The 13,630-nt window shown below is 62.7% G+C and carries 10 protein-coding genes; 9 read left to right on the top strand and 1 reads right to left on the bottom strand.

Features of this window, described 5'->3' with window-relative positions; genetic code table 11:
• Nucleotides 1–16: 16 nt before the first annotated feature.
• The gene (locus G7047_RS14990) at nucleotides 17–1,195 is read right to left on the bottom strand and encodes a helix-turn-helix domain-containing protein (RefSeq protein WP_166306909.1); all 1,179 of its coding nucleotides are present in this window, start codon (nucleotides 1,193–1,195) and stop codon (nucleotides 17–19) included.
• Nucleotides 1,196–1,406: 211 nt separating this feature from the next.
• Here G7047_RS14990 and G7047_RS14995 point away from each other — a divergent pair, with 211 nt between their 5' ends.
• The 9 genes from G7047_RS14995 (at nucleotide 1,407) to G7047_RS15035 (ending at nucleotide 13,607) form a co-directional block, all read left to right on the top strand.
• Nucleotides 1,407–1,880 (top strand): (2Fe-2S)-binding protein, encoded by a 474-nt coding sequence (locus tag G7047_RS14995; protein WP_166306912.1) that lies wholly within the window; start codon nucleotides 1,407–1,409, stop codon nucleotides 1,878–1,880.
• A gap of 28 nt (nucleotides 1,881–1,908) precedes the next feature.
• Complete coding sequence (locus G7047_RS15000; RefSeq protein ID WP_166306915.1) at nucleotides 1,909–4,281, top strand: xanthine dehydrogenase family protein molybdopterin-binding subunit; 2,373 nt, start codon at nucleotides 1,909–1,911, stop codon at nucleotides 4,279–4,281.
• Nucleotides 4,282–4,292: 11 nt separating this feature from the next.
• Nucleotides 4,293–5,087, top strand: coding sequence for a xanthine dehydrogenase family protein subunit M (locus G7047_RS15005; RefSeq protein ID WP_166306918.1), 795 nt, complete (start codon nucleotides 4,293–4,295; stop codon nucleotides 5,085–5,087).
• A 28-nt stretch (nucleotides 5,088–5,115) separates the two neighbouring features.
• Nucleotides 5,116–6,057 carry a MoxR family ATPase gene (locus tag G7047_RS15010; RefSeq protein WP_166306921.1) on the top strand — a complete coding sequence of 314 codons (942 nt, stop codon included), beginning with the start codon at nucleotides 5,116–5,118 and terminating at the stop codon, nucleotides 6,055–6,057.
• Nucleotides 6,054–7,274 carry a VWA domain-containing protein gene (locus G7047_RS15015; RefSeq protein WP_166306924.1) on the top strand — a complete coding sequence of 407 codons (1,221 nt, stop codon included), beginning with the start codon at nucleotides 6,054–6,056 and terminating at the stop codon, nucleotides 7,272–7,274. Before G7047_RS15010 ends, G7047_RS15015 begins: the two co-directional genes overlap by 4 nt.
• 25 nt (nucleotides 7,275–7,299) lie before the next feature.
• Nucleotides 7,300–7,857: a CoxG family protein gene (locus G7047_RS15020; RefSeq protein ID WP_166306927.1), complete on the top strand. Its 558-nt coding sequence runs from the start codon at nucleotides 7,300–7,302 to the stop codon at nucleotides 7,855–7,857.
• 36 nt (nucleotides 7,858–7,893) lie between these two features.
• Entirely contained in the window at nucleotides 7,894–8,979 is a 1,086-nt protein-coding gene (locus G7047_RS15025) for an XdhC family protein (RefSeq protein WP_166306930.1), read from the top strand.
• Nucleotides 8,980–9,019: 40 nt separating this feature from the next.
• Entirely contained in the window at nucleotides 9,020–10,870 is a 1,851-nt protein-coding gene (locus G7047_RS15030) for a gamma-glutamyltransferase family protein (RefSeq protein WP_166306933.1), read from the top strand.
• Between the two features lie 373 nt (nucleotides 10,871–11,243).
• Entirely contained in the window at nucleotides 11,244–13,607 is a 2,364-nt protein-coding gene (locus G7047_RS15035) for a DUF5979 domain-containing protein (protein ID WP_166306936.1), read from the top strand.
• Nucleotides 13,608–13,630: the final 23 nt, after the last annotated feature.

The following is a 13,630-nucleotide window of genomic DNA, read 5'->3' on the forward strand; positions in this document are numbered from 1 at the left end:
TCCAGCCAAAAGGGGATCAACTCCGGGGCTGCTTGTGCCTCAGCTTTCGATAGACCGTTGCGCGGCTGATGCCCAGTGCTCGCGCTGCCTGCGCGACATTGCCGCGCGCATCGGCCACCGCCTGATGCACCATTGCCAATTCGATGTCCTTGAGCGGCACGGCCTGTCCAACGCCACGCTCGCGCGCCATGCCAGCAGCATCCCTACTCCCCCCCGGGCCTTCAATCTGCGCCTGCACCTGCACACGCAGTCCCGACCACAGCGGAACCTCAAGCGTTCCGCAGCCAGAGCGCCCGCGCCGTGCCGCATCAAAGAGCAACTGCACCGGCATGGCAAACAGCTCGTCGCTGTGCAACGAATTGCCATCCGCCGCCAGCCCGGAAACGATCCGGCGCGCGGCCTGATTGGCACCTGTCACATAGCCGTCTTCGTCGAGGCAGAGCAGTCCATCTCCGTCCCCTGCACACAACTGACCAGGCCAATTCAAACGCACCAGCAACCGATGCGGTGTGCGCAGCGTAAGCGCATTCTCGATATTGCGGGCCGCACGCGCGACCAGATGCCGCAACTCTGGACGCTCCACGACTTCGACGCCGGTCAGGTCGAGCATGCCCACACACCCGCCGGTTGGGCCAAACACGGGCGCACCAGCGCAGCTGTACATGGAGGTATCACGGTAGAAATGCTCCCCACGGTGCAGCCACACCGCACGCCGCTCCAACAGCGCCGCGCTAATCGCCGAGGTACCGATGCTGCGCTCCGACAAATCAACGCCCACGCGGGCAATGGCGACTGCCCGTGGATCGGTGCTATCGACCGCGCCCGAGACGTCGACCACCACGCCACTAGCATCGGTCAATATGGCGAAATAGCGCGTGCTGGCGGTCGCACGCCCCAGACCCTCGAGCGCAGGTCGCGCAGCCTGCAAAAGCAGGTGTTGTGCGTCAAGCGTGCGGCGCACAGAGTGCGCGGTGACCACATCGAACGCCACGTGGTGTTGAGGGCGTTGCCCCTGCGCAAGGCAGCGTCGCCAGGAACGCTCTATCCATTCGCTGCCGGGCCGCATGAAGAATCCGCTCGCTGTGCCGATGTCGCCGGAAGTGCAAAGACCTTCTTCGTCATCGAATACAGCCGTGCGCGCACGCTGAATCTGCTGCAGTCGCTGCTCGGCTAGGGGATCGTGCTGGCTATGCATGGAGGTTGGCTCGCGACGATGATATGGGGGCACATCATTTGGAGAAGTCGATGTGTTCCATATTGAGAATATTCGATGTGCCCGGGCATACCCTCAGGGTTTTGCCTGATCTGGACTCCTTTGAAGCTGATCAGGATGAAGGGTGTTCGTTCAGCAATCCGCGAATCATCAAGGCCCATCGACAGAGGCCGCTGCACAGGAGACAACCCCGATGAAAGTGCAATTCACGGTCAATGGCGCAGCTGCCAGCATTGACGTTCCATCCAACACCCTGCTGGTGCAGGCCATCCGCGAGCATCTGCAGCTCATGGGCACGCATGTGGGCTGCGACACCGCGCAATGCGGCGCCTGCACCGTGCATGTGAATGGCAAGGCCATCAAATCGTGTAATACGCTGGCGGTGATGCACGGGGGCGCGGAGATCACCACTATCGAGGGTATGGCCGCGCCGGACGGCACCATGCACCCGATGCAGGCGGCATTCAAGCAGTGCCACGGTCTGCAGTGCGGCTTCTGCACGCCGGGCATGGTGATGAGCGCGGTGGATCTGTGCAAGAACCATCCCACCGCGAGCGAGGGCGAAATCCGCGAGTTGCTGGAGGGCAACCTCTGCCGCTGCACGGGTTACCAGAACATCGTCAAGGCCGTGGTCATGGGCAGAGCCTCCATGGCTTCCGGCTCCTGAGTCGTCAACCCATTCAAGGAGAAGACACATGGGAGCCGCCGACATTTCCAAGCTGCCGCACATTGGCGAGGCCATCCTGCGCAAGGAGGACTACCGTTTCCTCACTGGCGCGGGCCAATACACCGACGACATCACCATGGCGCGCCAGGCGCATGCAGTGTTCGTGCGCTCGCCGCATGCGCATGCGGACATCAAGAAAGTGAATGTCGCGGCTGCCGAGTCCATGCCCGGCGTGATCAAGGTGTTCTCGGGCAAGGACATCGAGGGCAAGATGGGTGGCCTGCCCTGCGGGTGGCTGATCACCAGCAGCAACGGCGAGCCGATGAAGGAGCCCCCTCATCCCATCCTGGCCATCGGAAAGGCGCGCTACGTGGGCGACCATGTGGCGATGGTCGTCGCCGAGACCCTGCAGCAAGCGCGCGATGCGGCAGAGGCGGTCTATGTCGAGTACGAAGTGCTGAACTCCGTCGTTCATGTGAGCGACGCAAAGAACGGCCCCGCGCTGCACGACGTGGCGCCCGACAACCAGTGCTACCACTGGGAGCTGGGTGACGGTTCTGCCGTCGATGCCGCCTTTGCCAACGCGGCGCATGTCACCAAACTCGATCTGGTCAACAACCGCCTCGTTCCCAACGCGATGGAGCCGCGCGCCGTCAGCGCCTCGTACAACCGCGCAAGCGACGAATACACGCTCTACGTCGCCAACCAGAACCCGCATGTGGAGCGCCTGCTGCTCACCGCCTTCGTGCTGAATCTGCCCGAGAGCCGCGTGCGCGTCATCGCGCCGGATGTGGGTGGCGGCTTCGGCTCCAAGATCTATCTGTATGCCGAAGATGTGGCGCTGACCTGGGCGTCCAAGCAGCTCAACCGCAATATCAAATGGACTTCGGATCGCAGCGAGGCCTTTCTCTCCGACGCCCATGGCCGAGACCATGTGAGCCACGCCGAAATGGCGATGGACAAGGACGGCAAGTTCATCGCCATGCGCGTGCACACCAATGCGAATCTGGGCGCGTATCTTTCGACCTTCTCCACCGCGATTCCGACGATCCTCTACGCCACGCTGCTCGCGGGGCAATACACCTGCCCGCAGATCCATGTAGTGGTCGATGCCTGGTTCACCAACACCACGCCGGTCGATGCGTATCGCGGCGCCGGTCGCCCCGAAGCCACCTATCTGCTCGAGCGACTGGTGAGCCGCTGCGCCTGGGAGCTGGGCCTGTCGCAGGCCGAAATCCGTCGCCGCAACTTCATCACCCAGTTTCCCTACCAGACGCCGGTGGCGCTGCAATACGACGTAGGCGACTACAACGCCTGCATCGACAAGGCCGAGAAGCTAGCCGACGTGGCGGGCTTCGAGGCGCGCAGAAAGGACAGTGAGGCCAAGGGCTTGAAGCGCGGCATCGGCTACTCAAGCTACATCGAGGCCTGCGGCCTCGCACCGTCCAACATCGCGGGCGCACTGGGCGCGCGTGCGGGTCTCTTTGAATGCGGTGAGGTGCGCGTGCATCCGACGGGTACGGTCACCGTCTTCACCGGATCGCACAGCCACGGCCAAGGGCACGAAACCACGTTTGCGCAGGTCGTCGCAGGACGCCTCGGCATTCCCGTCGAGAACGTCGACGTGGTGCACGGCGACACCGGCCGCGTGCCCTTTGGCATGGGCACCTATGGCTCGCGCTCGATCAGCGTGGGGGGCGCGGCGATCATGAAGGCACTCGACAAGATCGAGGCCAAGGCCAAGAAAATCGCAGCGCATCTGATGGAGGCAAGCGACGCCGATATCGACTTCACAGGAGGAGAGTTTGTGGTGAAGGGGACCGACAAAAAGATCCCCTTTGCCCAGATTGCGCTCACCGCCTATGTGCCGCACAACTACCCGCTTGCTACGCTGGAGCCTGGCCTGGACGAGACGGCCTTCTACGATCCGACCAACTTCACCTACCCAGCGGGCACCTACATTTGCGAGGTGGAAATCGATCCTCAGACCGGCGTGGTGCGCATCGACCGGTTCTCCGCCGTAGACGATTTCGGCACCATCATCAACCCGATGATCGTCGAGGGGCAGGTGCATGGCGGCATCGTTCAGGGCATCGGGCAGGCGCTGCTCGAGAATTGCGTCTACGACCGTGAAACGGGTCAACTCATCACTGGCAGCTTCATGGACTACGCAATGCCGCGTGCCGATGATTTCCCCGAATTCAAGCTCGACACCGTCTGCACGCCCTGCACCCACAACCCGCTCGGCACCAAGGGTTGCGGCGAGGCAGGCGCCATTGGCTCGCCACCAGCCGTGATCAACGCCGTGCTCGATGCGCTGCATCCTCTGGGTGTGAACGACTTCGACATGCCCGCATCGCCCTCGCGCGTGTGGGAAGCCATTCAAGCGGCCAAGGCCTGAGGAGAGCGTACATGTATGCATTCGACTACCAACGCCCCGCCACGCTCGCCGACGCAGCCCGCCTTGCGGGCGCAGGCGCCAAGCTACTCGCAGGCGGGCAGACGTTGCTCGCCTCGATGAAGCTGCGCCTGTCCAGCCCCGAGACGCTGGCTGACCTTGGCGCGATTCCGGAGCTCGCGGGTATCCGTCAGGACGGTGACCACATCGTCATCGGTGCGATGACGCGCCATGCCCAGGTGGCGACAAGCCAGGACCTGCAGGGCGCGATTCCCGCGCTCTCCGAACTGGCCGCACACATCGGCGACCGGCAGGTGCGCGCCATGGGCACGCTTGGCGGCTCGGTCGCGAACAACGACCCTTCGGCCTGCTACCCCAGCGCCGTGCTGGGCCTCGACGCCACCGTCGTGACCACCAAGCGCATGATCGCCGCCGACGATTTCTTTCAGGGCATGTTCGCCACCGCGCTCGAAGACGACGAGCTGATCACGGCGATCCGCTTTCCGATTCCTCAGCGCGCGGCCTACATGAAGTTCAAGCAGCCCGCCTCGCGCTTTGCGCTGATCGGAGTGTTCGTCGCACAGACAGCGAGCGGCGTGCGCGTGGCAGTCACGGGCGGCGGCAACGGCGTGTTCCGACATGCCGGTCTTGAAGATGCGCTGAACAAGGATTTCTCTTCTGCGTCCGCCGCCAGCGTGAGGATCGACGCAAGCGACCTCAGCAGCGACCTGCACGGCAGCGCCGCCTACCGCGCCAATCTGATCGGCGTGCAGACCCAGCGCGCCGTCACGAAGGCGCTAAGGCATTGACGGGCGAGATAAGCAAAGCGGATCCGGCATGAGCGAAGGCAGCACGACATCGTCCACCGCGGGCTTTGAATCCATCGATGGCGTGGTGCAAGCTCTGGCCGATGTGGGCTATCTTGCCGACCGCCAGCTCGCGACATCGGTGTTTCTCGCTGTCAAACTGCAGCGCCCGCTGCTGCTCGAAGGCGAGCCCGGCGTCGGCAAAACCGAACTAGCGAAGGCGCTCTCGCGAGCGCTACAACGCGAACTGATCCGCCTGCAGTGTTACGACGGCATGGAGCTGCGGGACGCGCTCTACGAATGGAACTACGCCGCGCAGATGCTGCACATGCGTGCGGCGGAAAGCGTGCATGCGGGCAGTGAGGGCGTGCACGAGCTGGAGCGCGAGATTTACCAGCAGCGCTATCTCATCCGCAGGCCCCTGCTGCAAGCGCTACAGGCCCCCATGCCCGGTGCGGTGCTGCTCATTGACGAAGTGGATCGCGCGGACGAGCCGTTCGAGGCGTTCCTGCTCGAATACCTCGGTGAGTACCAAGTCAGCATTCCCGAGATCGGCACGATCACGGCGGCCAGCACGCCGCTGACCATCCTCACCAGCAACCGCACGCGCGAGCTGAACGACGCAGTCAAGCGTCGCTGCCTCTATCACTGGCTCGACTACCCCGAGCGCAAACGCGAACTCGCCATCCTGCGCGCGCTGGTGCCGGGCGCGAGCGCGGCGCTCACCGAGCAGATAGCGCTGTTCATCTATCGCCTGCGCAGCCAGCCATTTTCGAGCGCGTTCCAGCGCACACCGGCAATTGCCGAAAGCGTGGAATGGGCCAAAGCGCTGGTCGCGCTCGACACACTCACGCTGGACCCAGAGATCGTCACCGGCACCGCCGGTATTCTGTTCAAACAGCGCGACGATGTGGCCGCACTCACACGCGAGCTGGCGGGCGAACTGCTGGCTCCAGAGCCATCAGCGCCATGAACACCACCCACGCCTCCCCGCTTGGCGATGCACGCAGCGGCAAGCTGCCCGAGCAGATCTTCGCGCTCGGCCGCGCGCTGCGCCGAGCCGGAGTGCCGCTCGACAGCGCGCGCATGGCCACAGCCTGCGATGCGGCGCAGCTCGTCGGAATAGAACGCAAACCCGATCTGCAGGCCGCACTGCAATCCGTGCTGATCAGCCGCGAGCAGGACCGCGCAGTGTTCTCCGAGCTGTTTGATGCGATGTTCCGCAACCCCGACATCGCCAACAAGTTACTGAGCCAGATGCTGCCACACACCGAAACCCGCCCCGAACCCGCGCAGCGCAAGCCGCGCGTGAGCGAGGCGCTCGCGCCGCCAAGGCCGCAAACGAAATCAGAACCGGTGAAGGAAGACAAGCTGCAGTTCGACGCCGCGATGACCGCAAGCGACAACGAGCGGCTGAAGCACGCCGACTTCAACGCGCTGAGCGCGAGCGAATTCAAACTGGTGGAACGGCTTGCACGCGATATCGCCCTGCCCATTCCCACCTACGCAACGCGGCGCATGCAGCCAGCCGCACGCGGACACCGGCCGCACTGGAGCGGTGCAATGCGCGAAGCCATGCGCACCGGCGGCGAGCCGCTGCGCCTGCCGCGCCTGCAGCGCCAACGCAAGCCGCTGCCGCTCCTCGTGTTGGTGGATGTATCGGGCTCGATGGAACGCTATGCACGCCTGCTGCTCGCGTTTCTGCATGCGGCCACGCGTGCGGTGAATGGTCGCAACGTGCGCCGCGACGTGTTCGCCTTCGGGACCGGGCTGAGCGATCTGACGCCTGCCTTTGCGCTCGGCGACCCCGACGCAATGCTCACAACCTGCAATGCACTCATCGCGGACTTCGGTGGTGGCACGCGGCTGGGCGATTCGCTTGCCGCGCTGCGTCAGCACCATGCCCGGAGACTCACAGGACGGCGCACGTTGGTGCTGCTGATCAGCGATGGGCTGGACACCGGCGAGCCCGCGCAGCTCGCGCTCGAACTCGGCTGGCTCCAGCGCCACAGCCGCGCGCTGTTGTGGCTCAACCCCTTGCTGCGCTACGAAGGCTATGCACCGCTTGCGCGCGGCGCGTCGCAGTTGCATGCACGCGCCGATGCCATGCTCGCCGTGCACAACCTGCAGAGCCTGCACGATCTGGCGGACAGCTTGGCACGTTTGCTGTCGCTGCCCCGATTGGAATGATGGACAAGACGAGAAGGAGCCCCTCATGGACATGCAATCAAGCCGCCAACTCGCCGTCACCCAGCAGCAGGCCTGGGACGCGCTGAACGACCCCGAGGTGCTCAAGCTCTGCATACCGGGCTGCGACCGCGTCGAGGCCACGGGCGAGAACCAATACGCCGTCGGCATGGCGCTCAAGATCGGACCGGTGTCGGCCAAGTTCTCCGGGCAAATCACACTCAGCGACATCGCACCACCCCAAAGCTACACCATCGCCTTCGACGGCCAGGGTGGCGCGGCAGGCTTTGGCAAAGGCAGCGCCAAGGTGCAGTTGAATCCTAACGATGAAGGCTGCGAACTCACCTACACCGTGAACGCACAGGTGGGAGGCAAGGTCGCGCAGCTCGGCCAACGGCTGATCGACGGCGCGGCCAAGTCACTGGCCGAGGATTTCTTCAAACGCTTTGACAAGGAAATGCAGCGCCGCCTCGGGCCACCGCCCGATGAAGAGGCCACCGCCGAAAAGCCTGGAATGATGAGCGGGCTGATGAAGAAGATCGGCCTCGGCAAGAAAGACGACACCTCGGATCCGAATGACGGTTGACAGCAAGGGCCTTTCTCCCGCAGGAAAATGAGCCCCATGGAAAACCTCGATGTCATGGTCCTCAGGCAATTGCGCGACTGGCGCCAAGTGGGCAAGCGTGCGCTGCTCGCCACGGTGGTGCGCACTTGGGGATCGTCGCCCCGCCCCATCGGCTCGATCATGGCGCTGTGCGAAGACGGTGCGGTCGTCGGCTCGGTCTCGGGCGGCTGCATCGAAGACGACCTGATCTACCGCTACACGCAGGCCTACGCGAATGCCGTTCCTGCAAACGCTCCCCAAGGCGAAAAGGCCATGCCAAGCGGCGCGCCCGGCTTCGTGAAATACGGCGTCACCGCCGACGAGGCCCACCGATTCGGACTGCCCTGCGGCGGCACGCTCGAGCTGCTGCTCGAATACGACCCCGACCTCGGCCAGCTTGCTGAACTGGTGCGTTTGCTGGAATCGGGTCAACTGGTCGAGCGCGTCGTGCACCTTTCCGATGGCGCTGTCACGCTGACCACGGCTGCCGCCCCCACCGAGCTCGAGCTCACCGACCGCCAGCTCATCAACACCTTCGGCCCCGAATACCGCATGCTGCTGATCGGTGCCGGTCAGCTCACCGAATACCTAGCAACGATGGCTCTTTTCAGCGGTTTCGCGGTGACCGTGTGCGACCCGCGCGAGGAATATCGCGGCGCGTGGAGCGTGGCGGCTGCCAAGGTCGTGAGCGACATGCCCGACGACGTGGTGCTCGCCTTCAAGCCCGACCGCCGCAGTTGCGTTGTCGCGCTCACGCACGACCCCAAGCTCGACGATCTGGCGCTGCTCGAGGCACTCAAGACCGATGCGTTCTACGTCGGTGCCATCGGCTCGCGCCGCAACAACCAAGCGCGGCACGACCGCATGATCGAGCACTTCGACGAGACCGAGGAAAGCCTTGCGCGCCTGCGCGGCCCCATCGGCATCTACATCGGCAGCAAGACGCCCGCAGAGATCGCGGTCAGCGTGATGGCCGAGATTCTCGCGGTGAAGAACGGTGTTGCGCTACCACGCGATGTGGAAGTCTCCAACGCCAAGAACGTTCTGGAGATGCCCGCGAACGATTCGGGCACGCTGGTTTGCGGACTGACTCGCATGACGTAGGATGTGGGCATCGTTTGTCGTACCCACAGGAGACATGACCATGCCTTTCGCGTTCAAGCAAGCATCCCGCAGCGCCTCCGTGTTCTTGTCTTCCGCAGCGGCTTTGCTGCTCGGTGCATGCTCCAGCGCTCCCAACCTCAAATACGCCGTGCCCGATCAGCCCGAGGGGTCTTCAGGCTGGATCGACAAACCCGGTTGGGCAACCGGAAAATTCGCTGTAGCTGCCGCCAATCCGTTGGCAACCGATGCGGGCTACCAAGTCCTCAAAGCGGGGGGCTCAGCCATCGATGCAGCCATCGCCGTGCAGATGGTGCTGACGCTGGTGGAGCCGCAATCGAGCGGCATCGGCGGCGGTGCGTTTTTGCTGTATGGCACGGGAAGCAAAGTCGAAGCCTACGATGGCCGCGAAGTTGCGCCCGCAGCCGCTACGGAAGATCTCTTCATCGGCAAAGACGGCAAGCCCATGCCCTTCATCGAAGGCGTTGTGGGCGGCCGATCTGTCGGTGTTCCGGGCACCGTGCGCATGCTGGAGCTGGCGCACAAGGAACACGGCAAGATGCCTTGGGCCACGCTGTTCGAGCCCGCCATTGCGCTGTCTGAAAACGGCTTCAAGGTGAGTTTGCGATTGAACACGCTGCTCAATAACGAAAAGTACCTGCAGAACGACCCGGTGGCACGCGCCTATTTCTTTGATGCGAGCGGAAAGCCTTGGCCGGTCGGACATGTGCTCAAGAACCCCGAGCTCGCCAAGGTGCTGCGCGCCATCGCCAAAGATGGTTCCAAGGCGCTCTTGAGCGGCGAGGTAGCGCAGGCCATCGTGGACAAGGTCAACAGCCACCCCACCAATCCCGGCGCGATGACGATGGCCGATCTGGCCAACTACCAGCCGAAGAAACGCGAAGCCCTGTGCAGCGACTACACCGTGGCCAGCAAGGCCTATCGCATGTGCGGCTTCCCGCCACCGAGCTCCGGCGCGATTGCCGTGGCGCAGATCCTGGGCATCCTCAGCAACACCGATGCAGCCACCAAGCCGCTGCAACCCGGGCTAGCGGGTGAAGGTGATCCCAAGGGACGCGTGCCAGGCGCCGATTGGCTTTATCTCTACAACGAAGCGTCGCGCCTGGCGTTTGCTGACCGCAATCTGTACGTGGCCGATCCGGACTTCGTGCAACCGCCCGGCGGCAGCTGGATGAGCATGATCGATCCGGCCTACCTAGCCAGCCGCGCCAAGCTCATCGGCGCACAAAGCATGAAGATTGCCCAGCCCGGAACGCCCGGCGGCACCAAGGTGAGCTATGCCAGCATGCCCGACCAGATCGAGCACGGCACCAGCCACATCAGCGTGGTGGACGCCAACGGCAACTCAGTGGCGATGACCACCACCATCGAAGACCAGTTCGGCTCACGCCAGATGGTCAAGGGCTTTCTGCTCAACAACGAGTTGACTGATTTCAGCTTCGCCCCCAAAGACGCCAACGGCCAAGCCATCGCCAACCGCGTCCAGCCCGGAAAACGCCCCCGTTCTTCCATGGCTCCCACCCTAGTCTTCGACAAGGCCACCGGTGAGCTGCTGATGAGCGGCGGTAGCCCCGGCGGCGCGGTGATCATTCCCTACACCAGCAAGCTGCTGTACGGCATCTTCAACTGGGGACTCACGCCGCAGCAAGCCATCAACCTGCCCAACTTCGGCTCACTCAACGGCCCGACCATGCTGGAGGAAAACCGCTTCCCATCCACCACCGTAGAAGCCCTGCGCGCACGCGGAGCCGAAGTGCGCGAAATGAACATGACCAGCGGTCTTCAAGCCATCACCCGTGCCAATGTGCATGGCAAGCAGATGTGGCTGGGCGGCGCGGATCCTCGGCGTGAAGGGGTGGTGATGGGGGATTGAGCGGGCCGCTGACGCACCAATGCTCGAAAGCATGCGGTGGGCGCCGACTTGCCCATCGCCCCTTCAGATCCGTGACTGGTACAGATATCTGCCAGCCCTTGGGCGCTGGCAGATGTGCAAGGGCGGCCTGCGCCCCGCATGCGCAATTAGCTTTCGATGCGGTTTCCCAAACCTGCCCCCCGTCAGACGAGTTGCCCACATTCGTGCGAACACGCGAATTCACAAATGCAAACGTGAAAATTGGTAACATCGCCAGTCATCATGGTCATTGCCATAATCCAACGCGACATTGATTGTCTTTGGCAATCGTTTTCAACGTCAGTGTTTGACTGGCAGTCATACGAATACACAGAGAAAAAAGAGAAGGACAAGCATGGGTGCAACGGATCGAATCGCCGCTGGCTTGCTGCGCGCGCATTGGTGGGTGGGGTTGTTTCTTTGCATGGCGCTGCTCGCCAACGCCAATGCGAGAAACATTCTGGTGCTCTCGACCAATTCTCAACTGGGCGTTTCGCCAGATTCCGTTGATTCGGTGAATAATGAAATCATCGAATTCACTGCCCCCGGCGATAACGTCTCACACCTGAGCACGATGCAAACGCCGGGAACTCTGACGCAAGCCTATTTCACCGCCGGAAACTTTGATCTGGTGCTGGTGAACCGGCTGGCCTATGCGTTTGATCCGGGCAATGCTCAAGTCCTTAGCGACGCAATGCAGAACCGTTGGGCAGATGCTTTTGCGCTGTTTTATGACACAGGCGGCGCAAGCGACGGCGCTGCGGCGACGGATCTGATCAATGTCTTGCAGACTGCAGCCGGCATCACAGTTTCTGCCAGCGCTCCAATCGGTTATGACACTCCGCTGGCGCTCAATACCAACTCCGTATATGCCAGCAATTTCGGTGGTGCGCAGCAGGTGCGTGGGGGATATTTCTTCTACATGAACAATGTGCCGGCGGCCAATGTGCTCTTTGTTCAAAATGGCGATCCAATGCCGCTGAATGGAACGCTGGTCAACAACGTCTACACGGTTGTGATTCCCGGCTCGCAGTCCTATTCAGGCAAAGGAGCGTGCATCGCCGCGAGTGCGGACATAAGCATGTTCGAATTCCGCAACTACTTCGGTGGCGACAACGGTATCGGAAATCCCAACAACACTGGTCTCACCAACCAAGGCAAGCTGCGCCCCGCCTTCACCGCGCTGCTGTCCACCGGTGGCGGGTGCTGGACTCCCGTTGTCTCCAAAACCTTCACGCCTGTGAGCGTGACTCCGGGCGGCGTTTCCACACTCACCATCAACGTCGCCGGTATTCCTCAAGGCGATACCACCGGAGTGAGCATTTCCGACACGCTGCCGGCCCCCTTGATCATCGCGGACAACTCTGCCTCCCACAACTGCGGCGCAGCTCAATTGACGGCAGCTGCGGGCACAAACTCCATCACCCTCACGGGTGGCACTGCCCCCCCGGCTGGCTGCTCCGTGACCGTGAAGGTGCAATGGCCAATCGCCAACATCAATGACTGCGTAGCGCCAAATAACGTGCGCACCAACACCATCACACCCGGAGCAGGAGCAGGCTTCTCCACGGACCAGGGCCAATTCAACAACCCTGCCACCGCGCAACTCACATGCACGGCTGGCTCGATCACCGTTGCCAAGAACGTTGCATGGCAACCGGGCTCCGTGGTCAGCGATTTGAGCGCAATGCAATTCGGCATGGACGTGGCTTGCACCAGCGATACCAATCAGGTGATGCCTGCCAAGACCACCAACGTGGCAGTCGACACAGCTGGAAGCGGTTCAACCCCGGTTGCTCCCGTGGTGCCAAACGGTTCATGCGTCGTGACGGAAACCATCCGCCCTTCGGCTCCAGCCAATCATGAATGGGTGGAAACCACGCTGCCGAGCACTACGCAGACCATGCAGGCCGCGCCCGCTGTCACCACAGCCAATATCACGAACACCCTGCGGCGCAGCCTCACATCCATTGCGCTGAACAAGAACGTAACCGGTTGGCCGGCAACCGGTACAGGCGGCGGTGTCTTCCATTTCACAGCCGACTGCGGTACCGACGGGCAGCATGCCGGATCAGTGATGCTCGCAGCGAATGGCAGTGGTACAGGAAGCATCGCCAACGTTCCACAAGGTGCGAGTTGTACGATCAACGAAGACCCATCCCTGCCCACACCACCCCAGAACTACATTTGGGGAGCCTTGCCAGCGCCGCAGACGATTGCTGATGTGCAGCCTGGTGGTCCACCTGCGTCCTTCAACAACACCCTTTCGCGTCTTCTGATGACCATGGGATTGACCAAGACGGTGACTGGTGGTCCAAGCGCGGGCGTCACCGGCACCTTCAATTTCATTGCCAATTGCGGTGTTGATGGCTCGTTCACGGGAGCGGTGGCGTTGAATGCAGCCAGTAGCGGTACAGGATCGATCACAAGCGTTCCGATGGGGGCAAGCTGCGCGATTGGTGAGCAGCCTTCGCTTCCCGCAGCTCCGGATGGCTATGTCTGGGGTGCCTTGCCCGCCGACCAATCGATCAACCCGGTGCAGACCACCAGCAGCGCAAGCTTTGAGAACAAGCTGAACAAAACCGCACCGATTGCGGCAACGCCAGTTCCAACGGTCCGCGAAGGGGCGCTAGTGTTGTTGAGCATCGTGCTGGCGGGGTTTGCCATGTTCCGATTGCGCCGCGGGCGCACAAACCCAGCAGCGATGACAGTGCACTGAACAAGGGGCATATGGTTGCACCG

The organism is Diaphorobacter sp. HDW4A, assembly GCF_011305995.1.
Lineage (GTDB): Bacteria > Pseudomonadota > Gammaproteobacteria > Burkholderiales > Burkholderiaceae_C > Diaphorobacter_A.